The organism is Chryseobacterium sp. KACC 21268 (assembly GCA_028736075.1).
Lineage (GTDB): Bacteria > Bacteroidota > Bacteroidia > Flavobacteriales > Weeksellaceae > Epilithonimonas.
On record CP117875.1, the window covers coordinates 2196379 to 2216119 of the forward strand.

Consider the following 19741-nt stretch of genomic DNA (forward strand, 5'->3'; position numbering starts at 1 on the left):
CTTTTTTTCAAATAAATAAATCGCTACAATGCAATATATTCCAGTTATGATTGGTAAAATTGACCACGCAAATATTTCCAGATAATCAATATTTCTCATCTTGATCTGTTTGAGTAGTTATACAAATGTTCTTGAGCTTTCTTCTTTTGATTGATAGTAATCTTTCCGGACCTATCAATCGTATTCCAATTGTGACAACAATGGCATTTAATATCAGATTCTCCAGTACTTAAATTCGTCTCAATCTGTGAGAGTGCCTTCATACTTTTGAATATTATTTTATTATCCTCATATGTTCCTAGAGGATTTCCACACGGCTTGCAAAGGAGTTTTATTTCTGCCATCAGTCTTTGTAGATATTTATAAGTTGATTTTTAATTGCTATGTCCATTAGTGAGGTGCAGATATCTGCGAAATCTTTTATCTCATTGTTTTCTGCTTTCTTTTCGTAGGATCCTAGATTATTGACTGCATTTTCATATTCTTGATTTGGTGATATATTCAGGAACCGGAAATGCTTAGAGACGAGATAAGCTTTATCGAAGATCCTGGCATCCTTATTTCCTTTGGCGTTGAAGGTCCTAACTAGTGTATATTTTTGCTTTACCTGTTTAGCATAGATTGATCCTAGACCATCCTTTTCAAACCAAAATGCATAAGGTTTATGAAGTTTTGCTTTCCTAATATTCTCAGGGATTGTATTCTCGCTGCCATCTTGATTATACACTACGTCGTGGACCCAAATAGTATTGTCGTAGATGTATGCGAAAATTGAAGCGATGTAACACTGTCCATCATCAGCTGGATCACACGCCGCAATTGATAATCCACGCTTTTCGAATTTATCTACTTTAGTGAGTTCATACATTAAACCTTCGGCTTCTTGCGGTTCTTGCTGATATTGGCTATTGAAGATATTCTCATTTTCTTTCTTCAGCTGCAGTAATTCAGCGCGCGTGTGGATCTTACTACATAGAGGTTTTCCGGCTTCATCCAGAGCTTTCAATTTTAAAAGATTCCAACCTCCAGACTTTATGAGGTGTGAACTAAGATCGTTCTTAGATATTCGCTGCTGGATGTTTATGATCGGAGTATATCTTGAGTTAACACGGTTTTTAATGGTACCGTCAAACCTTTCATTTACTCTACTCAACATTAATTTACTCCAAGCATCTTCTGGTTTGTTTGCATCATCGATGACGATGGCGCCGCCGAAAATGTAATTGAATACTGAATTTTGATCTTCTGGATTGACTGGAATAAATTCCTCTATACCATCATCAATGTCTTCCAATTCTTCATCACTCTCATCATCATCATATTCTTCAACGGAACTTCCAGCTCCGAAACCTGTAATCTGACCACCAGATGAGGTTGCATAAACACCGCCGCCTTCAGTTGTGTACCATTTCTCTTTTGCTTTGGAATCCTTTTTTATCTGGACTTCAGGAAAAAGATATTGATAAGCTTCACTGGTTACAATGTCTTTAATTGCTTCTGAATTATCAAGCGCCAACTTGGTAGAGTAGGACACGTGAATGAACTTTGCTTTCGGATTCTTTGCTAGGGCGTAAGCGATAAACATTTTGACAGCTATTTCAGTTTTTCTATACCTTGGTGGGAGGTTGATGATTTCTCGCGTTATTTCGCCCTTTAAAACCTTTTCAAGATCTTCAACTATTCTGATTTGATATGGATAAAGATTTGGTTTATAATTGAAGTGTTCCTTTTGAATGTAGTATATGAAGTTTTCAAATGATGATAGAACAATTTCCCGGAGGATATCCCTGGGAGATTTTCGGACCGACTTTGATTTTACTTCTGACATTCAAGTTTACAGGTAGAAGATTTTATAAAACATTATTCCAGTGATTGCACCTGCAGCCACTAGAATAAATGCCAATGAAAATGTAATAAGACAGCCGAATACTGTCTGTCTTTTATCTGCTTGAAGTTCTTGTTTTGTCATTTTGGATGCTTTTAAAAAACCCGACCGACGAAAGTCAGCCGGGTAAAAAACTAATAACCATGAAAACTCAAATTATTCAAATGAGAGAATCCTAACGCAGCACAATTTCCCGTAGTTTAACCTGCATTGCACGCATTCTAGGATTCGAACCTAGATCAACGGTTTTGGAGACCGTTATCCTACCTTTGGACGAAATACGCATCAGCGGATTATTTCAGTTTCTATCTTCAGCTGCAGACCAGATGATCAATCCGTTTTCTACTGAAATAATCCTTTTCAAAAAATGTTTGTGGAGAAGAACGGATTTGAACCGCTGACCTCATCTGTTTTAGTTGTCATTGGCGCGACCTTACTACCAGATTTGCTCTTACTACTGAGCTACTCCCCCGATTATATTTTAAAAGCACGTTTAACTTCTTCTCTGACAGATTGAAAAAATTTGTTGATTGAATGTTTCGAATTTACTGACCTGTCGAAACGTGCTTTGATTTAAGTTTTAAAATTATATTTTTTTGATACGAACTCTTTGAAATCTGCTTCATCTTGTTCGGTCCTGAAAGAAGTTGTATTTACGACAACTGGATTATCCTTATCGCCGGAATGCTGGATCTTTTTCACTGGGTGCAAACCTTCTAATCTGGAAATCTCTTTTTTGATGGCGAGAATAGTCCTGATTCCTTTGGAGGTTTTCTTCTCCTTGGCGTTGAGGTTCTGAATATCATTTTTGAGGCTATCAATTCTGTTATTTAATTTCGTAACAAAGTCTTTATCTACCTTCTCTTTCCAATGTACTGAAGCTTCCAAAACATATCTATCACCTTGTCTTTTCGATAATCCATACTTCTTTTCAATCCGCTCTGAAATGATGTAACTAGGAAGCTCATCAATAAGCCACTTTCGGATTTCTGCTAATCTTTTTTCTTTCTCAAGTCTTGTAGTTCTAGGTGTTCTGCTCATAAAAGAGACATATAATGCCACAAATGTAATAAAAAATACGTACAATGTACGTTTTGATTCACAAATTTTTTATTTTTTTTAAATCTCCTTCGATGTTGAGATAATTATCGGCGGTGTAACGGAGTAGTTTCCAGCCGTTCAAGGTTGCCAGGTTGTATTTGATCACATCTTTCGAGTATCCGGATAGGGTGGTATGGCCTGACTTCTCAGAGAAAATACCTTCGTACTCGATAGCTAATTTGAGAGATGGGATTGCCCAATCAAAACGAAATTCCCGGACCTCATCGAATTTCACTTCAGATTCGAAATTTAATCCTGATCTTTTCAGGATATCGATGATGTGAAGTTTGTATTGCCCGATTTCTTTCGGAATCTGGATTCTGTTTTTCGGACGCGGCGGAATGGTAGCGCTTTTTATTTTGCCTTCCTTTTCCAGCTTTTTGAGAAGTTCTTTATTCCAGTTCATCACGTTCTAGAAAATATAAATTTCGTTGTAGGTTAGGATCAGAAGGATGATCAGTGCGATTAAATCAATCCAGATGAAAACTCCGAGGATGATTGTTTGTTTGTCTGTGCTTTTGAGAAGCACGCATTCTGTGATGAAATTTTTCATTGTTCAAATTTTAATATTATTGTTGAGTTTTTATTACGGTTTTCCGTAAAATTTCTACTTTCTTAAACTTTCACCTTTCAGTTCGATTACGTTGTACATTTCGAAAGATCTGTCAAAAACACGATCACCGTAACGGTTACTGAAAGCGGTTAAGGTCTTTGCAAGATTCTTTTCTTTGCCTTCGTTCTCATCGTGATAATTCATACTCAGCATTGTTCTCGCTTGATTGGAGTATCTCTTTTCGAAGATTGTCCGGAATATATCTTTTTTGCCGTAGTTGCTGGCAATTTCTTCGGTCATAATGTCGTCGAAATACTTGAAACCATTGTTGTATTTCCGGTTGAAAACTTCTCTTTCTTCAGCGGTTCCACAACTTTCGTAATGATCAACAACATCGTTGCAGGTATGAAATCCGAATGCAATTTTGTAGCGTGATAGAATTTGATGAGTACCTTCGATATCTTGGACCGTTAGCGGTTTGTAATTGGGATTTCTGGAATACTTCAACATCTCATTGAAAGTTTTGACGATGGAAGTTTTACCAATTCCTTTGCCGCCGATCATCAAAATTCCTTTTTCCAGACTTGGAACTGAAACCTGGTGATTGAGAAGTGGAGATTTCAAAAAAGACTTTTTCCCGATGAGGTAAGCGCAAAGCGTTCTCGCTAGTTTTCTGCCTTCGCCGCCGTTGATATTTTCGTCGAAGGGTTTCCCGTTGAAAAATTGGAAAGCTTCGAGAAAACGTTGGTAGAAACTCTCCACATCGATTGGTTTTAGTTCCGGCAAAGGGAAAATATCTTTGTTTTTTTTCTCCAACGCTGAAATCTGACTTTGGAGGTTTTTGAGATATTCTGCGTTTTGCTCTTCGTATTTTTTCACGAGTGGATGATCTTTATCGACTTTCAAAAGCATTTCGAGAATTGCAGTTTTTCGAGGTGGATTTTGTTTATCGGTTTCTGAAGATATCTTTTGGTCCATTGTCTTGAATTTTCAGATTTACTTTTTCGGCTTGTAAAATTTTAGGAATCCACATCAGGAAATTCTGATTCATTTTTGTGTCGTTATGCCAACGTTCGTTAATTGCAATTTTTTGAATCAAAAAATCATCGATGAGATTAACCACTTTTGGAATTTCGATTTTGTTTTGCATTGCTGCGAGTTCGATAATTCGTTTGTTGTTTTTGAGAGAAACTTTTGCGATGTCGTAGTAGTTGTTGATGTCGTTATTTTTTATTTCAACTTCATCTTTTACTTTCTTTTTACTTTCTATTTCTCTTTTACTTTCTCTTTCTCTTTCAGAAGGTGGGTTTCTTGGGTTTTGTGCTTGGGTTTTTTCGCTGGGTTTTTGGGTTTCTGAAATTGCTTGATTTTTGATACTTTTTTCTGACTTTGGACGACCTCCTTTTGTCCCATTTTGGCGAGCGGCTTCAGCTTTATTTATTCGTTTTCGAATTGAATCAATCCACCATAAACCATCATCTGTGATTGTAATAAATTCGAGAAGCTTATCATATTCAGCATCGGATAATTCGATATTGAAATCATCATACAGATAATCTCTATTCATTTTGATAGGCTTGCCTTCCTTGTACATCAGGTCAAAAAGTTCCCGGATGGTGTAACGTACCATCGGAAATCTTTTGAGCCTTTTAAACGTTTCGCTGGTCCACCAGTCTTGTGGGTACCAAGTATATCCTAGTTGTGCCATAATGTTATGGTAATTTCTTTTTCAGTTTTGTGATAACACCTTTGAGAGAAGCATTTGATCTTTTAAGAGCCTCAGCTTCTGCTTTCCAGCTGTTTCTGTTAGCAATCATATAATCATAGTCCAGTTGTAATTTGACGTGATTTTTAGCCATTGCTTCAGTTGCATCTGCTATTCTAAGGATTGCACCTAATTGAATTTGTTCACGCGTTACACCTACGTTAGCTTTTGTGCCCCAGTTTTTCCGTGATTCTTCTTTATAATCTGCCATAACTTTTAATTTTCTTCTATTTCACCGTTACGAACCATTTCCTCGTATTCTGCTTTCATTACCGGAAACATTTCGGCGGTGCATTCCGGACAATAATCTTCACCGGCGTTATCTTGCTGCATAGTTTCATAATCGAACTTTTCGGAGCATCCTATGCATTCAGCGATATCAATTGCCGGTTCCCAAAAAGAAAGCTTTCCTTTGACGTTTAGGATTGGTTTTTCGTATAATACAGCGTTTGCCAAAACCCAATTCCAGATTGGTCTTTCGTAAAAAAAATGATTACCTGCCAAAACCCCTTCAGTTTTCTCAGCCCAAATTGAACTATGATTGATAACACAATCGACAATATTAACTTCGCCGATGATGGCAGATAGTGGCAATTCATTGTTATTTTCTGCATCAGGTTTAACAGGAACCAATATTGGAGTGAGAGATTCTTCATATTCTGCAATAATATATCTCCATTGTTCATCGGTGTATATCTTACCATAAGTAGTAAATCCTTTGGGTTGTGGAACCCATTTCGCTGAAGCGTGAATATATATCCGGCCGCGGAAATTAGTTTTCCAGGTTCTGTTTTCGATGTCTTTAATACCGTGAGCAATTAACGATGCCCACGGTTGTTTGATAGATAATGCTTTAATTGGTTTCATCCTGAATTTCTTTAAGTTGTTTTTCTCTGAACATAAGTTCATCGTGGATTTTAATCCATTCTTCTTGATAAGCATTATCTTCGAGTCTGGTTTTCAGACCGTCGATCATATCAATCAATTCTTGTTCTGTAGGTGGGAACATTTCCATAATTTCTATTTTTTTAAAAGCGTTCATAATTGAATCGATCATACTCACTGGAACTATATCATCAGCTCCGGTTACAGCATCAGCGATCTGTTTTTTTGTCATTATTACATCATTGTAAAGCCAAGTATCTAAAGTACCTTCACCAATCAAAGCAGTACATCTAACTGAACTCGCTTGACCCATCCTGTGGCATCTATCTTCACATTGTTCCAGATCTGCAAACGTCCACGGTAATTCAAGGAAAAGAACCTCAGAACTGGCAGTTAATGTCAGACCAACTCCGGCCGCCTTGTGTGAACCGATGATGATATTCGTTTTCGGGTTTTTCTGGAAGGAATCCACGGAACTTTGTTTCTGATCCACTGATTCGGATCCTGTCACTCGAACGGCTTGCGGATATAATTCACACAATTCATCTACGATCATTTTGTGTTTGCAGAAAACAACTATCTTCTCTCCGGAATCCAAAACTTCATCAATGTATTCTTTAGCAGCTTCCAGCTTTCCTTTGGCGGCCAATTGAAGTAAAAGTGTGATCTTAACAATTACCTCTGACTGCATTTTCTTACGGATTTCTGCAACTGAAACATCACTTTCCTGAAGATATTTTTTGAAGTCTTTTTCGACTTTGTTGTATTCTTCTGAATTCGAGATCTCACAATTGATAGTCTGACGAACTTTTGCAGGAAGATCTTTCAATACCTCGTGCTTTTCACGTCTGAAAAAACAATTGCTGTTTAGTAGATAATTCAGTTCTTTTAGGTTTGAAGCTCCGGAACCGCCTTCACAGTATCTTGTTTTGAATCCTTCGATTCCACCGAAACGTTTTAGTTTCCAAATGATCGCTAATTGTGCGATGAGGTCATAAGGTTTATTAACGACTGGAGTACCAGTCAAACCGATGATGTATTCTTTCTGATGAGTAATCCTCAATGCTATTTTTGAGCGCTGAGAATTAGTGTTTTTGAGCTTGTGAATCTCATCGATAATAATCGATTTGAAAAGATCGATTCTAGGATCCATTACGATATCACCAGCATTACTCATCTCATCCTTTTTCGGATATTTTGAAACAAAGAATTTTCTAAGGCTTTCGTAATTCACTATGAAAACATCTGCCATCTGCATCTCGTAGTATCTATGCCAGGTTTGTTTTACTTTGTCATCGAGAACCATTGCTTTTTTATCGGTCCACATTTCGAATTCTCTTTGCCAGTTGATTTTCAAAGCTGATGGACAAATGACTAAACACGGAAAAGTTAGATTCCCTTGAAGTTCCGCAGCGTAAACCGTTGCAATGGATTGAAGTGTTTTTCCAAGACCCGGCATATCTCCGTTGATATATTTTTTCAATTCAAGTCCGCGCGCAACACCTTGCTTCTGATAAGGTCTCATTTCACCTTTTTTGAGTGGAATATCAAACGCTAAATCTGGAAGCGTTGGAACCTTATCAATTTGCTCCGGAAGTTGTTCACCAATTTTAATGTGTGAAGCTTTGCAATGTTTTCCGATAGAGTAGACCTGAACCATAAAAGCAATTGGAATTACCCAACATTTTTTATCCCAGTTCCATTTTGCAATTGTTTCCCATTTTCTGAAAACAACTGATTCTCGATCTTTTGAATGTTGGAATGGTTTCCCGATGTTTTCCATTTGCTTTTTCTCCAGGATGATCGTATCTACAACTTTTGGTTGTGAGATGTACGATCCATTGAAGATGCTTGTGGTCCATTCAGTGACTTTGCAGATTGCTTTCACTCTTTCTGTCTGAAAATCTTTCCACCGGCCGAAATCGGTCTTAATGTGGAATTCGTTTGTAAATTCTACTATCTGCATTTTACCAGTGGGTTTTTAGGATTTTCAGATTGTCAGGAAGTAATTCCAGTTCAGGTTTATCTTTACTTTTGAAAAGTGATCTTATGATTTTGAATAGTTTTTTCATTTTGTTTAGTGTATTAAAAAGTGCGTTACATCGGCGACGGTCAAAGGTTCTAGATATATTTTTCTTTCTTTGTAGTTCGCGACAAAGTCAGCAATCCTGAAATCATTAAATGTTTTTTTGAAACCTTTGTGAACCTGTATTCTATCATGATATCTTTCAAGGTGATTGATTACAGTGGCGTGGTGTCGGCCGATCATTTCTCCGATTTTTTCCAGAGTGTTTCCATCTCTGTACATTAAAAAACAGAAGATTGAAAGGTTATCCATTTCCCTCTTTGAAGTCCGCTTTCTCATTACACAAATAGTTGAAGTTGATTTTTACTCTCTACTACATTGTTCAAGTTCTTGACAGAAATATCGAAGTATGATTTTTTCAGTTCAATACCTTTATATTTCATTCCGTTTTCGATCGCCACTACACCTTCAGATGCAATACCCGAAAATGGAGAAAATACAGTTTCGCCTTTATTTACCCACATCAAATAACACCATTTGATTGGAGTCAACTGAGTCGGAGTCAAGTGTCTTTCATCCTTATCATCTTTTGCACTTCTGAATTCTAGCGTATCACTTTCTTCAACATCGATCCATACTGGTTCTGCAATTTTGCACCATAGATCAAAAGGAATATTGTTTTGAACTGGAGTGTGTCTTTTTCCTGGCTTTTTGAAGGTGATGATATAATCAGCCAGTCCGGGTCGTACGATTGAAGAATCAACTTTGGTGGTTCCGTGCATCAGTTGTCTGTTTTTGGTTCTGATGGCGGCGGTTTTCGGATCTTTTCTGATCATATTTTCAGCGTGGAAGTAAAAACCTTCAGCCTGAAAAGCTCTGATTAATTCACCTCTAAAATCTTTGATACTGTAAAATCCATCTTTTCCAAGTAGAGTAGTAGATTGCATTATGTGAAGTGAGACTAAGCATCCAGGTTTGCTGACTCTGAATAATTCTGTGATCAGAAATTTAAAATGTTGCATAAATTCATCATCACTGGAGACGTTACTCATATCCTTTGGATTATTTGAAAACACGTACAGCGCTCCGAAGGGTGGACTGAAAAAAGTATAGTCGATTGATTCATCTTCCATTTTGGAGGTCTCTTCAACACAATCTCCCATAATTAGAGTGTAGTTATCTGTAATTACTGTTTCAGATTTTTCATGATCTGAATAATCTTTTTTGTAATTCAAGTTTCTAATGATACCTTCTTGCATATTTTTGAATTTTTGTTCCTTATCTTTAATATTTTCGATTACGTTCTGCATTGTATCTGTAGTTATGAGATAAATGTTAACCTCGTTTTTTTGGCCAAATCTGTAGCTCCGGCGAATTGCCTGATATAGACCTTCGAAAGAAAAATCTAATGATGCAAAAACCTGATTTCTGCAGTTTTGGTAATTCAATCCGAATTGAGCAATTTTTGTTTTTGTGATTAGAACTCGGAACTCATTTTTTGCAAAACCTAATAGATGTTTTTCTTTGAATTCCTGAGTGTCGGATCCTTTGACTTCAATTGCTTCTGGAATCAGTTTTCTAAGTAGTTCACCTTCTTCATTATGCTTGATCCAGATGATGAAATTTTCAGATGAATTGTTCACGATTTTTGCAACTTCATCCATTCTTTCAACTTTTGTGAATCTCAGTTCTTTATTAAAATCAGTGGCAGAAATAGAATGGTCATTAAACAATCTTCCATTATCTCTTTTGCTGGTTTCAATCTGTTTTTCTGAGAAATTAAGTTGAGGTAAATCGTATCCTTCAGCCTTGAATCCTAGATCAGAAGGTTTTGATAACATCACCGCCCAACTATTTATCCAAGCGTAAAAATCATTGACAGCGTAATTTTTTATCCTAAACTTGTTTCCCTTGATGATTTCTTTGTCAGTGGTAAAGAAAATTGCTCTCATATCCATAGATGACATTACATTAAGAAACTCGGAATGATTTCCTATTTCCAGTTCATCATTGGGAGAAGGAGTAGCAGTGCACGCTAATTTGAAAAGTGTTTCTTCGAACTTTGAAATGATCAGATTTCTGTAAGCTCCAGTGAAATTTTTCAGAATCGAACTTTCATCCAGAACAACTCCGGAAAATACTGAAGTGTCAATTTTTTCAAGTTGTTCATAATTCACAATGAAAATGTCCGGCTCATTTATTCCTGGAGAAACTTCGTTATCATATTTGTAAACATCAATCCCAAACTTTTCACCTTCTTTGATCGTTTGACCAGCTACAGCCAAAGGACAAAGTATCAGTACTGGTTTTTGCGTGAAGATTGCAACCTGATGCGCAAATTCCAACTGCATCAAGGTTTTTCCAAGACCACAATCAGCAAAAACAGCGAACCTCCCACTTTTCAAAGCTTTTCTGACTATGTATTTTTGGAAATCAAAAAGATTAGAATTGAGTACTGATTCCGAAATCTCAAATCCAGTTTCAATAATTTTCTTTGATTTACTTTCTATAAATTGTTCGTAACTCATTGCTTTAGTTTTAAAATAGTTCGATCCTTCTACCTATTGTTTCAGCCATCTTTGCAGTAACTGCGTTTCCACATTGCTTATATCGCGCGGTTGCAGGAATTTTCTTTTCTATCAATTTTGTATGATTTATCGCGTGAACAAAAAGTGCATTTTCGGCTTTCACAGTTCTCCATTTTTTCTTTTTGCCAAAGATGTAATTGTGAACTTTTTTTGATAAATACATCCCGTACTTTGTCCAGTCATCTGGAAAACCTTGAAGTCTTTCACATTCTATTTCAGTCAATCTTCTAATTGAGTTTTGAATTGAAATTACTGGCTGACCGCTGCCATCTTCTCTAGCTCTAGCTGGAATTGTCGGACAATTATCATCAGATACTTTTCTAAATCCCTGACCGTCTTTATGAGTCCTCCACGTGCCAATTTGTAAATGATTATTATGCTCAAATCCGTTAGCTGAAATTGTAGGCGATATTTTAAAATCTGCACCTTTATTATTTCCTCCTGGTATCTGAGTTATTACTACATTATCTTTTTGTACAGAAGTCAAAGTATTGGAAATCCCTTCTTTATTAATTTCCAACATTTGTTCAGTTGGTAATCCTGATTCTCTACTTTTTGGATTATCCGGATTACGACCTCTTATTGCTCCCACTTGAATAAATGGTCTGGCGCCATAACTAGTTTCCGTTCCTTTGGAATAATTGGCATCTATAGTTCCGGTTATGCAGTTATCAGCAACATTCACATTTCTACCATTCATATCAATCAAAGTCATATCTGAATGAAGCCCGCCAGAATTTCCGCCAGCTGTTAATGTTCCTGCTATTTTGGGAGCTGATATAAAATTATCAGTAGCTTTCATTCCCGGTGCAGTTCCGGATGTAAGTGTTTTTGCAAGATGTTGGGTTTGTGATTGTCCTTTTTCTGATCCTTTCTGGAAGTCAGATATGAAATCATTTTGTCCGATAGGAAATATTCCGGGCCTACTTCGTCCTGCAAGATGTCCAGCAAGGTAAATCCGCTCTCGATTTTGGGGTAATAACCATGCTGTATTAACAAGTTGTTTTTCGAATCTGTAATTATCAAGGTCGGCAAAGGCTTTGATAATTGCCCAAAAGTCCGCGCGATCGTTTGAGCTGTATGCGCCTTTAACATTTTCCCAGATAAAAAAGTCTGGTTGGACGTCAATAATTGTGGACAATGCATACTCGATAAGACTACTTCGTTCGCCGCCCAAACCCCTTCTTTTTCCAGCCATTGAGAAATCTTGACAAGGCGATCCGAATGCGATAGCGACATTTCTTCCAAAATCTCTGGACTGAATAAACTTGATATTGCCGATGTATTCTGCATTTGGGAAATTCTTTTTATAGTTAGCTATTGAATGATGGTCTATCTCTGAAAAGTAATGTTTGACGATCTTAAATCCGGCATTTTTTAGACCCAGTGCGAAACCGCCAATGCCGGAAAACAGATCAATCAGAGTAATCTCTTTACTCATCTTTTCCAATGATATCTGATAAATCATCTGCATCATCATCAAAAGAACCGGAAACCTCAACAGTCACACCTTCAGGCATATTATTTTTTAAGGTTTCCGCAAAAGATTCCAAGTTTTCTTCAGGAAGTTTGAAACTGTCATTGTCTTCATCATCTTCTTCAAAATTGAAGGATCCAACCACCATCTTAGTTCCGTGCTTTCCGTCCATATATTCCAGGACCTCACTTTTGAGATGTTCTACAGCCTGATAGAGTTCGTCAGTGAATTCATATTCCTCATCATCGAACTTCTTATCTGGAGTATTGAATGAAACTGACTTGCCAGTTTTAAGGAATTTCAATCCTGAGATTGTCACGCCTTCATTATCCTCGGATCCTGAAATTGAGATTCCAGTCACTTTGTACTTCTTTTCGATGTCTTCGGGAAGTACAAAATCTTCATTGTCCGGTCTGGTGATTAGTTTTTTCAATTTATCTGTGATCTCAGATTCTTCTGTGATGATTATAAAGTGAGGTATTAGATTGTCGAATGCTCTTTCCAGATCTTCGTGAATTGGAGCATCTGATGAACAAGTCGGGATTTTGTTTTCAATATTATTTTCTTTTACCGAATATCCATAGGAAAGGAAAAGACGACTTTTGATTTTTGCGTTTGTGATTTTAATTGACATTGTAATTATTTTTGAGTGGTTTCTAATTGTTTTAGTAGTTCGTCAGCGGATTGAATAGATCTTTTAGCTAGGTATTCTGGAGACTGTCCATTATTAGAAGCTATAAATCCCTGCATTGCTGCGATCGCTACATATTCTCTTTTCGTTAATCCTTCAAAGTGACCTTGTGAATGCTCGGAATCATTGAAGCTGTGAATTAATTTGTCCCCGTTTTCCATTTTTAAAAAGGTGTTTTATTAAAATTGATTGTCATTCCACCATCAGCGGTGGTAACTGTTTTTCCTGTGATTGCAGAAACCTTCTTTGCAAAATTGATCTCGTGTGAATTGCTGTCTGATAAGTGAATCAGTACAATGTTATTCACGGCCGATAGATCATTTGCATTCAAGAATTCCAAACACGTATCAAGACTCATATGAGATTGATATATCCTGTCTCTCAAAAACTTCTTATCTCCAAGCTTCTCATTGATTATCTCGTTGTCATAATTGGCCTCGATGATAATGTTGTTGAGTCCGGAAAATCTGAAGTTTGAATAAACCGTATCTGTAAGAAAAAGTGTCACGCCGCAATCCTTGTGATAGATCAGGAATCCGCAAGGTTCTGCAACGTCGTGGATGGTTGGAAAGCTCATCACTTTGAAATTGCCAACTTGGAATTCTCCTTTTTGTGGAATCACGATCTGTCTTGATGATTTCATTGTTAATCCGGCTTTCGTATTCTCAAAGGTTCCTTTGGTTGCATAGACATTGATTCCAGATCCTAACACCTCAGTGATGCTTTTGGCGTGGTCACCGTGTTCGTGTGTTACGATACATCCGGAAATCTTTGAGACGTTGAAATCGACTGCTTTTTTAATTTCCTTGATATTTACTCCACATTCGATTAGAAGCGCTTCCTGCTCATTTTCGAGCAGGTAAGCATTTCCTTTAGAGCCGGAGCCTATAACTTTCAGTTTCATCATTAGAATCCAGGTCCTTCAGTTGCAGTTTCTTGAACTGTTTCAGGAATGGTAGCGACATTGTTGTCGTTACCATTCTCTACAACTTCATCCACAACTTCAGCATCAGAGATATCTTTGAAACCTAGAACTTCCTTATTTGCGTTGGTGTTGATATCGTGCTTTACATTTTCTGCAACTACATCGATTGTTCTTTCACCATTGCCATCATCGTCAGAGTAAAGCACTGCATCATTAGAAGTTCTGATAAGAGGTTTGCAAGCGCGGTTAATAACCGTTTTGATTGCCATCTGATCAGGAAAATTTTTGTGTGCTGGAGAATTACCTTTCATCGCGCCCTGATTCCAAGCATCTTTAATTTGTTGCATACTCATCACCTCCATATATTTTGAACCATCGTTCATTTCAAGAATAGAGTATGCTCCTACAACATCCTTCGAACCCATAGATTCTAGAGTCTGAGAATGTTTTATTAATTTCTTTTTTCCGGTTTCCGGATTAACTTCAAAAACAAATTCATCACCTTTGAAAACAGCATTGGAAGTAATGTCTTTTAGGCCTCCGAAACGTTTCGCAAGTGCGATGTTTCCGGTGTACTCGATATCACAACTAAGTTTGTTTCCGTACATTATGAAATCACATTGCTTTTTCATTGGAGATAATCCCCAAACCACCATCTTAAGAAGTGCATTAGCAATTGATTCTTGTGTACAGAAGTCTAGTGCATATTTTCCAGCATTATTCTTAGTTTCTGTAAGTTCTAGCATCGCTGATTTCAATGCGTTTTCTGGAGAATAGTCATTTGGTAGTTTCAATTCTCCAGTTGACTGAAATGTGTTGATTTTGGATAGTACTTGTGAAGTAATTTCTTTTTGGACTTTTGCTACCTGCGTACTTTTGTTTTCCGCTACTTGAGTGTTTTGGTTTTCCATTTTATTATGAATTTTAATTGTTATTGATCTTCTATTTTTGTAATTATTTCACACCATTCAGCAACCCATTCAATTGGATTCCCTTTTATGTTTTCGATTATCACCGCATTGTTGTTACCTACGACATAATTCAAAACCACACTTTCGCCCCAGCACTTTCCATCAACACTAAAAACTTTGATTTTATCACCTTTTCTGAGACCGTAATATCTTCTACGATCCTCATTGTCCCATCCTTTATTTTTCATTATGATACTCTAAGTTTTTTATCATCTTCTGAGACGATGAGGTTGATGATCTGTGATTCACTTGGAATTAGTTTCACAACACTTTCACGGTTGTCTATGAAGATTGGCGCGGATACCTGATAGAATTCGCAAAGCGTATTGATGATATCGATACCTGCATTGATCTTACTGGCAGTGTTGGCATCGGAGAATGGAACTCCATTGATTAGAGCCTCGCAGCATTCAATCTGACCACCATTGATCTGAGTTTCGAAAAGCTTGAACTTCACATAAGAGAATTTCTCATTGATTCTAGATTCGATCGTGTCGATCTTCAACTTGATGAAATTGTCGATAATGTATTGTGTTTTCTCTATGTTGGATATTTCTTGTGCTAGTTTAGATTCCTCACTTTGAAGTGCTGTGATTCTGTCATTTGCAATTTTGATCAGAGAATTTACTTGAAGTGTCGATTTAAGGTCTGAGATTTCATTCTGTAGAGTTGCTTTGGCAATTTTCAATTCTGAGTTATCCTCACCTTCTGGAAGCTTGAATTCTTTTGCCTCGCGTTCTGCGATATCAGAAGCCAATGACTTATATTCAGAATGGCCTTCCAACTTCTGAGAAATGATCACGTCCAAAGGAACACTTTCTTTAGTAGTTGAATTCTCAATCACAAGATCAGCTCTCAGTTGAGCAATCTGGCCTTCCAATGTTTTGATGTATTCTTCACCGGATGTGATTCTAGTTTCAAGACCTGCCAACTCATTTGTATTTTCTACATTGGCATTGGCGAACTTTTTACCTTCAGCCGAAATTTGCGCAAGTCTGTCAGTTTTGTCGGTATTGAATTTTTCTTGAAGTTCTTTTCTTTTTACTTCAAGATCATTTGCCTCAATGGCGTGTCCACAAGTTGGACAAGTAGCATTTTCATCATCGAACGTGAAAACCTTTGCATTTTCATTATTCCATTCTTCACGCTTTCCAATGATCGCCGTTTCATATCTTTGAATATCTGCATTAAGATCTTTTTTCTCAGTTTTTAATCGAGCAAGTTTTTGTTGAGCTGGAAGAAGTTCGTTTTGTTCCTTTTCGTTGATTTGTCTTTTCAAACCATCAGCCTTTGAGGTATCAGATTTGTTTTCCAGTTTAGCAGCTTCTGAAATCTCAAATCTAATCGCATTTTGTGCGGACTTTAATCTGTAGATTTCATCCTGATTGGCATTTCTCTTTTGCGTGATTTCATCGTGTGCAGCTGCTTTGTCCTGCAACTGATTATCGATACTGATAATCTCTTGTTCTTTTAAAGCTATTTCTGCATTCACAGATTCAGCATCAACCGGTTGAGGTTTACCTCTCTCAACTTCATCAATTCTGGTAGGAATCATTTTGATGTCATCCTTCATCTTCTTGATGGTAGAAAGGATCTGTTTTTTATATTCGTCCAGCGTTTTGTTTGTCAGCTGGGAAAGTAGATCAAGATAATCAGAGTTGCTTCCAGCCAATTCTTTATCGGAGATATCTCCAACAATTTTTATTAATGCATTACGTCTATCCTGCCATTTTAAAGCATTGAATGCAGAAGGTGATGTAATGAGTTTGAAAACTGATTCATCAAGGATTTCACTTACTTTATTTCCGTATTCCTTCATTGATAAAGGAACCTCATTCCAATAGTATAAAGTTTCATTGCCTGAAAATTCGGCTTCCAATGCACCTTTCGTTTTTACCCACTTTTCACGAAAGGTTCTTTTTACGGTGACTAGATTTCCATCTACCAGGATCTCACCATATACTTCGTGCTCGATCTTTGGAATGACCTGATTATTTTCGTCAAGTGTTTTGATCTCAAAATCTTTACGGTCGGTGGAATCCTTTCCGAAAAGCATCCAGGTGAATGCATCGAAGATTGTAGTTTTCCCGGTCCCGTTGTTACCAAAGATGTTTGTGTTTGAATCGAAATCGATAGTAAGATTTCTAACGCCCTTGAAGTTGACAAGGATCATTTTTTTTAGAATAATTGTGCTCATTGCTTTAGGTTATTAGCTTGTTATGATTTGATTTTTTGGATAATAGATCCGTGATAACATTGGAATACATAACACGTAAAGTGTACAGTATTGAAGATCTCGACCATTATCATTGAATGGTGTCGTGTCAACTCTTAGAATTGGCCAAGTGATGACTTTCAGGATTTTTTTAATAAGTTTTCTCATTGCTTTAAGGATTATTTTTTACGACTAAATTTTTATGAAAGTTTGCGACAAACCTTTGTCTGTCAAGTTCTTTTCGATCTACTTCAGCGGCTCCCACACCGCTGAGAAGATCTATTAATTCCGCCTCAAGATTGGCAGCATTCATTTTCATTATTCTTACTTTAGAAAGCATTTTCTCTACTGATTTTTGAGTAATTGGTTTTTTCGCTCCCATATCAGATAGTGTCTAAAAGTTCAAGTAGATCTTTTTTGCATTTCGTAGATTTTATAATTCTACTGTCTGCGTTGTCAATAGCTCTCCGAATGAACTTGAGAAAAACAGGTCTGTTTTCTTCTGTCACTTTTCTACGTCTCATCATTACTTCACGAATTGTGTAGTTGCTTACGGTGTCAGTACTCAGATCAATTTGATCATCATTCGACGTGAATTCTCTCAAGTAATCGGAGAGATCTTTGTCGATAAATTTTCCAGATTGTATTGCCATAATCTTATTTATTTTAGTGTTTTACGGATTCCCGTAAACTGCGTTTTGCTTTTTTGTTTACCTTTGTGTTAATAAGTTGTACAAATATAACACTAGTGATATAATATAAACAAATTAATATAACACTAATTATATAACTATTATTTAAGTAGTTGAAAACCAGAATGAAAACTTTATGGAAAATAAAGAGTTGCTATTGAAGGAAACCCTCGAATTGATCTCAAAACATAATGTGACAGCATATGAGATTGGAAATAATTTGGGAATTGCTGTAACTGGAGTTAAAAAAATAATTGATGGAGTGACTAAAAAGCCTCAATTGTATACGTTAAATGCAATCACTAGTTATATAAAAAGTAAATATGAAAATGATACTTTAATTAGCAATTCAGGTTATAATAAGACTCTAACAAACGAAGAATTTATATCACATATTCCGGAACCGATTACACCTATAAATCCTCCAATCAAAGATTTGTTGGCTCAAGCAAAGCGGATGAAGAAATCTAAAAATGAACCTACTTCAAAGGTCATTGAAAACGATGAATTAGTAGATGCGATTGAATATATAGTACCAATTAAAGGTCAGGCTGGATTGGCCTCAAAGCAATATCCTGATGAATTAGTTGGAGAACTTCAAAAGAGATTAATAAGAACTAAACCTGAATATCGAGGTATTTTCTATACTATTGAAGTTGATGGTAATTCAATGCCTCCAAAAATTCAACCTAAAGACTGGCTGCGATGTGAAGAAATAAGTAGTATGTTTTGGTTCGAAAATAATTTTTTCAAAGAAAAAAACATCTACTGTATCTGGGATAATGAAAGAGGTATCATCTTCAAAAGAATTATTTATAAAGACAATGTTCTTTGGTGTTCATCAGATAATGAAGATAAAAAGAACTATCCGGATTTTCAACTAGACTTAAAAACGGTCAGTAAAATTTTGATTGTACGAAAACTAATTGACAGGAATATCTAAAATAAAAACACAAATGAGAAGTCCTTTTAATATTGAAAGTAGAATACCATATTATCTAATTGGTATCGCGTTGATCTTATTGATTGCATTTATTGTAGATAAATTTCAAAACTAATAATTATGAAAAATTCAATATTAATTACGCTTGTTCTATTATTAGTTTCCTGTAATAAATTCAGCAAAGAAGAATCGATTGTGAAAAATGAGTTGAGCCAATTACAGGATGTGGACTTAAACTCAATTAAATTTGAAAGTAACAAGACGACTGCGCAAAGGGCACTTTCAGCATATATAAAAAAAATAGAATTAGATCTTCCTTATTATCATCAAGCAGCAGATTATGATAGTGAATGGTCTATTTTAAGAGAAAAAGACAGTATTCTGAAAGCATTCAATAATGATAAAAAGAATGATTTTACTAGAGTAAAAGCTTATGCGTTGGAAGGAAAAGATACAACCTTAAATCGTGTATTTTATTTAAATAAAGATAAGGTGTACGTCTATATAAATTTACCTGTAGCTAAATATTAATTATGAGAGATAGAATCTGGTATGAAATGATTCAAGCCAAACACCGAGGCATTTATTGCAAATTTTATCTTTCACAACAAAGGGAAGTGAATAAATGGTTTAACGTCTTTATTTTACTTTTCTCAGCATCAGGTGTTCTAGGTTGGTCCTTTTGGAAAGATCTACCATTAGCTACAAGTTTTATAGTTGCAGCAATGTCTCTTATAAAATTAATTGGTACTGAGATGTTACCTAACGATAAAGTATTTGAAAAATCAGAAAAAATTATTGATTTCTATTTTGAATATTACAATAGGTTAGAGAATCTTTGGTATGATCACTATAATTATAACATTGATGATGATGAGGCAAAAACTCAGTTTTACGAGATAGTAAAATCTGAAAAGGATATTAATAAAGTGGTCAATGAGGTAATTAGAAAGGCAAATGCAAAAATACACACTAGATCTGAGAACGAAACCACAACATATTTTAATAACATCTTCAAATAATA

The 19741-nt window shown here is 36.2% G+C and carries 25 protein-coding genes and 2 tRNA genes; 3 read left to right on the top strand and 24 right to left on the bottom strand.

The annotated features are described in order from the left end of the window. Positions 1-343: 343 nt before the first annotated feature. From PQ459_10170 to PQ459_10285, 24 genes are all read right to left on the bottom strand, one after another. Complete coding sequence (locus tag PQ459_10170; GenBank protein WDF45263.1) at positions 344-1828, bottom strand: hypothetical protein; 1485 nt, start codon at positions 1826-1828, stop codon at positions 344-346. Positions 1829-1834: 6 nt separating this feature from the next. Then, positions 1835-1969 carry a hypothetical protein gene (locus tag PQ459_10175; protein ID WDF45264.1) on the bottom strand — a complete coding sequence of 45 codons (135 nt, stop codon included), beginning with the start codon at positions 1967-1969 and terminating at the stop codon, positions 1835-1837. A gap of 129 nt (positions 1970-2098) precedes the next feature. Further along, positions 2099-2169, bottom strand: a tRNA-Trp gene (locus PQ459_10180). 90 nt (positions 2170-2259) lie between these two features. Beyond that, positions 2260-2357: transfer RNA gene (locus PQ459_10185), tRNA-OTHER, on the bottom strand. Between the two features lie 101 nt (positions 2358-2458). Next, complete coding sequence (locus PQ459_10190; protein WDF45265.1) at positions 2459-2926, bottom strand: hypothetical protein; 468 nt, start codon at positions 2924-2926, stop codon at positions 2459-2461. A gap of 58 nt (positions 2927-2984) precedes the next feature. Then, entirely contained in the window at positions 2985-3392 is a 408-nt protein-coding gene (locus PQ459_10195) for a hypothetical protein (GenBank protein ID WDF45266.1), read from the bottom strand. A gap of 6 nt (positions 3393-3398) precedes the next feature. After that, complete coding sequence (locus tag PQ459_10200) at positions 3399-3539, bottom strand: hypothetical protein (protein WDF45267.1); 141 nt, start codon at positions 3537-3539, stop codon at positions 3399-3401. Positions 3540-3593: 54 nt separating this feature from the next. Further along, positions 3594-4517, bottom strand: a complete 924-nt coding sequence (locus tag PQ459_10205) for a hypothetical protein (protein ID WDF45268.1) — start codon at positions 4515-4517, stop codon at positions 3594-3596. Next, positions 4486-5247, bottom strand: coding sequence for a hypothetical protein (locus PQ459_10210; GenBank protein ID WDF45269.1), 762 nt, complete (start codon positions 5245-5247; stop codon positions 4486-4488). The genes PQ459_10205 and PQ459_10210 overlap by 32 nt, the downstream gene beginning before the upstream one ends. Before the next feature lie 4 nt (positions 5248-5251). Then, positions 5252-5515: a hypothetical protein gene (locus tag PQ459_10215; GenBank protein WDF45270.1), complete on the bottom strand. Its 264-nt coding sequence runs from the start codon at positions 5513-5515 to the stop codon at positions 5252-5254. Between the two features lie 5 nt (positions 5516-5520). After that, on the bottom strand, positions 5521-6171 hold the full coding sequence (locus PQ459_10220) for an ASCH domain-containing protein (protein ID WDF45271.1): 651 nt from the start codon (positions 6169-6171) through the stop codon (positions 5521-5523). After that, the gene (locus PQ459_10225) at positions 6158-8155 is read right to left on the bottom strand and encodes a DEAD/DEAH box helicase (GenBank protein ID WDF45272.1); all 1998 of its coding nucleotides are present in this window, start codon (positions 8153-8155) and stop codon (positions 6158-6160) included. The genes PQ459_10220 and PQ459_10225 overlap by 14 nt, the downstream gene beginning before the upstream one ends. A gap of 111 nt (positions 8156-8266) precedes the next feature. Continuing rightward, positions 8267-8527, bottom strand: coding sequence for a hypothetical protein (locus PQ459_10230; GenBank protein WDF45273.1), 261 nt, complete (start codon positions 8525-8527; stop codon positions 8267-8269). Positions 8528-8553: 26 nt separating this feature from the next. Beyond that, entirely contained in the window at positions 8554-10743 is a 2190-nt protein-coding gene (locus tag PQ459_10235; GenBank protein ID WDF45274.1) for an SNF2-related protein, read from the bottom strand. A 10-nt stretch (positions 10744-10753) separates the two neighbouring features. Beyond that, on the bottom strand, positions 10754-12244 hold the full coding sequence (locus PQ459_10240) for a DNA cytosine methyltransferase (protein ID WDF45275.1): 1491 nt from the start codon (positions 12242-12244) through the stop codon (positions 10754-10756). Beyond that, entirely contained in the window at positions 12237-12914 is a 678-nt protein-coding gene (locus PQ459_10245; protein WDF45276.1) for a hypothetical protein, read from the bottom strand. Before PQ459_10245 ends, PQ459_10240 begins: the two co-directional genes overlap by 8 nt. Before the next feature lie 5 nt (positions 12915-12919). Further along, positions 12920-13132, bottom strand: coding sequence for a hypothetical protein (locus PQ459_10250; GenBank protein WDF45277.1), 213 nt, complete (start codon positions 13130-13132; stop codon positions 12920-12922). 2 nt (positions 13133-13134) lie between these two features. After that, a complete protein-coding gene (locus tag PQ459_10255) occupies positions 13135-13878 on the bottom strand; it encodes an MBL fold metallo-hydrolase (GenBank protein ID WDF45278.1) in 744 nt (247 codons plus the stop codon). Then, positions 13878-14807, bottom strand: a complete 930-nt coding sequence (locus PQ459_10260; GenBank protein ID WDF45279.1) for a recombinase RecT — start codon at positions 14805-14807, stop codon at positions 13878-13880. The genes PQ459_10255 and PQ459_10260 overlap by 1 nt, the downstream gene beginning before the upstream one ends. Before the next feature lie 20 nt (positions 14808-14827). Then, the gene (locus PQ459_10265; protein WDF45280.1) at positions 14828-15055 is read right to left on the bottom strand and encodes a hypothetical protein; all 228 of its coding nucleotides are present in this window, start codon (positions 15053-15055) and stop codon (positions 14828-14830) included. Then, positions 15055-17064: an AAA family ATPase gene (locus tag PQ459_10270; protein WDF45281.1), complete on the bottom strand. Its 2010-nt coding sequence runs from the start codon at positions 17062-17064 to the stop codon at positions 15055-15057. Before PQ459_10270 ends, PQ459_10265 begins: the two co-directional genes overlap by 1 nt. A gap of 12 nt (positions 17065-17076) precedes the next feature. Next, positions 17077-17250: a hypothetical protein gene (locus tag PQ459_10275; protein WDF45282.1), complete on the bottom strand. Its 174-nt coding sequence runs from the start codon at positions 17248-17250 to the stop codon at positions 17077-17079. Between the two features lie 4 nt (positions 17251-17254). After that, a complete protein-coding gene (locus PQ459_10280) occupies positions 17255-17464 on the bottom strand; it encodes a hypothetical protein (GenBank protein ID WDF45283.1) in 210 nt (69 codons plus the stop codon). 1 nt (position 17465) lies between these two features. Beyond that, positions 17466-17735: a hypothetical protein gene (locus tag PQ459_10285; protein WDF45284.1), complete on the bottom strand. Its 270-nt coding sequence runs from the start codon at positions 17733-17735 to the stop codon at positions 17466-17468. 175 nt (positions 17736-17910) lie between these two features. Between PQ459_10285 and PQ459_10290 the strand changes: the two genes are divergently transcribed. The 3 genes from PQ459_10290 to PQ459_10300 all read left to right on the top strand — a co-directional run bounded on the left by PQ459_10290 (position 17911) and on the right by PQ459_10300 (position 19739). Further along, the gene (locus tag PQ459_10290; GenBank protein ID WDF45285.1) at positions 17911-18717 is read left to right on the top strand and encodes a S24/S26 family peptidase; all 807 of its coding nucleotides are present in this window, start codon (positions 17911-17913) and stop codon (positions 18715-18717) included. A gap of 120 nt (positions 18718-18837) precedes the next feature. Beyond that, positions 18838-19248 carry a hypothetical protein gene (locus PQ459_10295; GenBank protein WDF45286.1) on the top strand — a complete coding sequence of 137 codons (411 nt, stop codon included), beginning with the start codon at positions 18838-18840 and terminating at the stop codon, positions 19246-19248. Positions 19249-19250: 2 nt separating this feature from the next. Then, positions 19251-19739: a hypothetical protein gene (locus PQ459_10300; GenBank protein ID WDF45287.1), complete on the top strand. Its 489-nt coding sequence runs from the start codon at positions 19251-19253 to the stop codon at positions 19737-19739. The last annotated feature ends 2 nt before the right edge of the window (positions 19740-19741 follow it).

Excerpts from the sequence above, each read along its gene's own strand:
- PQ459_10170 (WDF45263.1), bottom strand. The coding sequence starts at position 1,828 with ATGTCAGAAGTAAAATCAAAGTCGGTCCGAAAATCTCCCAGGGATATC.
- PQ459_10175 (WDF45264.1), bottom strand. The coding sequence starts at position 1,969 with ATGACAAAACAAGAACTTCAAGCAGATAAAAGACAGACAGTATTCGGC.
- PQ459_10190 (WDF45265.1), bottom strand. The coding sequence starts at position 2,926 with ATGAGCAGAACACCTAGAACTACAAGACTTGAGAAAGAAAAAAGATTA.
- PQ459_10195 (WDF45266.1), bottom strand. The coding sequence starts at position 3,392 with ATGAACTGGAATAAAGAACTTCTCAAAAAGCTGGAAAAGGAAGGCAAA.
- PQ459_10200 (WDF45267.1), bottom strand. The coding sequence starts at position 3,539 with ATGAAAAATTTCATCACAGAATGCGTGCTTCTCAAAAGCACAGACAAA.
- PQ459_10205 (WDF45268.1), bottom strand. The coding sequence starts at position 4,517 with ATGGACCAAAAGATATCTTCAGAAACCGATAAACAAAATCCACCTCGA.
- PQ459_10210 (WDF45269.1), bottom strand. The coding sequence starts at position 5,247 with ATGGCACAACTAGGATATACTTGGTACCCACAAGACTGGTGGACCAGC.
- PQ459_10215 (WDF45270.1), bottom strand. The coding sequence starts at position 5,515 with ATGGCAGATTATAAAGAAGAATCACGGAAAAACTGGGGCACAAAAGCT.
- PQ459_10220 (WDF45271.1), bottom strand. The coding sequence starts at position 6,171 with ATGAAACCAATTAAAGCATTATCTATCAAACAACCGTGGGCATCGTTA.
- PQ459_10225 (WDF45272.1), bottom strand. The coding sequence starts at position 8,155 with ATGCAGATAGTAGAATTTACAAACGAATTCCACATTAAGACCGATTTC.
- PQ459_10230 (WDF45273.1), bottom strand. The coding sequence starts at position 8,527 with ATGGATAACCTTTCAATCTTCTGTTTTTTAATGTACAGAGATGGAAAC.
- PQ459_10235 (WDF45274.1), bottom strand. The coding sequence starts at position 10,743 with ATGAGTTACGAACAATTTATAGAAAGTAAATCAAAGAAAATTATTGAA.
- PQ459_10240 (WDF45275.1), bottom strand. The coding sequence starts at position 12,244 with ATGAGTAAAGAGATTACTCTGATTGATCTGTTTTCCGGCATTGGCGGT.
- PQ459_10245 (WDF45276.1), bottom strand. The coding sequence starts at position 12,914 with ATGTCAATTAAAATCACAAACGCAAAAATCAAAAGTCGTCTTTTCCTT.
- PQ459_10250 (WDF45277.1), bottom strand. The coding sequence starts at position 13,132 with ATGGAAAACGGGGACAAATTAATTCACAGCTTCAATGATTCCGAGCAT.
- PQ459_10255 (WDF45278.1), bottom strand. The coding sequence starts at position 13,878 with ATGATGAAACTGAAAGTTATAGGCTCCGGCTCTAAAGGAAATGCTTAC.
- PQ459_10260 (WDF45279.1), bottom strand. The coding sequence starts at position 14,807 with ATGGAAAACCAAAACACTCAAGTAGCGGAAAACAAAAGTACGCAGGTA.
- PQ459_10265 (WDF45280.1), bottom strand. The coding sequence starts at position 15,055 with ATGAAAAATAAAGGATGGGACAATGAGGATCGTAGAAGATATTACGGT.
- PQ459_10270 (WDF45281.1), bottom strand. The coding sequence starts at position 17,064 with ATGAGCACAATTATTCTAAAAAAAATGATCCTTGTCAACTTCAAGGGC.
- PQ459_10275 (WDF45282.1), bottom strand. The coding sequence starts at position 17,250 with ATGAGAAAACTTATTAAAAAAATCCTGAAAGTCATCACTTGGCCAATT.
- PQ459_10280 (WDF45283.1), bottom strand. The coding sequence starts at position 17,464 with ATGGGAGCGAAAAAACCAATTACTCAAAAATCAGTAGAGAAAATGCTT.
- PQ459_10285 (WDF45284.1), bottom strand. The coding sequence starts at position 17,735 with ATGGCAATACAATCTGGAAAATTTATCGACAAAGATCTCTCCGATTAC.
- PQ459_10290 (WDF45285.1), top strand. The coding sequence starts at position 17,911 with ATGGAAAATAAAGAGTTGCTATTGAAGGAAACCCTCGAATTGATCTCA.
- PQ459_10295 (WDF45286.1), top strand. The coding sequence starts at position 18,838 with ATGAAAAATTCAATATTAATTACGCTTGTTCTATTATTAGTTTCCTGT.
- PQ459_10300 (WDF45287.1), top strand. The coding sequence starts at position 19,251 with ATGAGAGATAGAATCTGGTATGAAATGATTCAAGCCAAACACCGAGGC.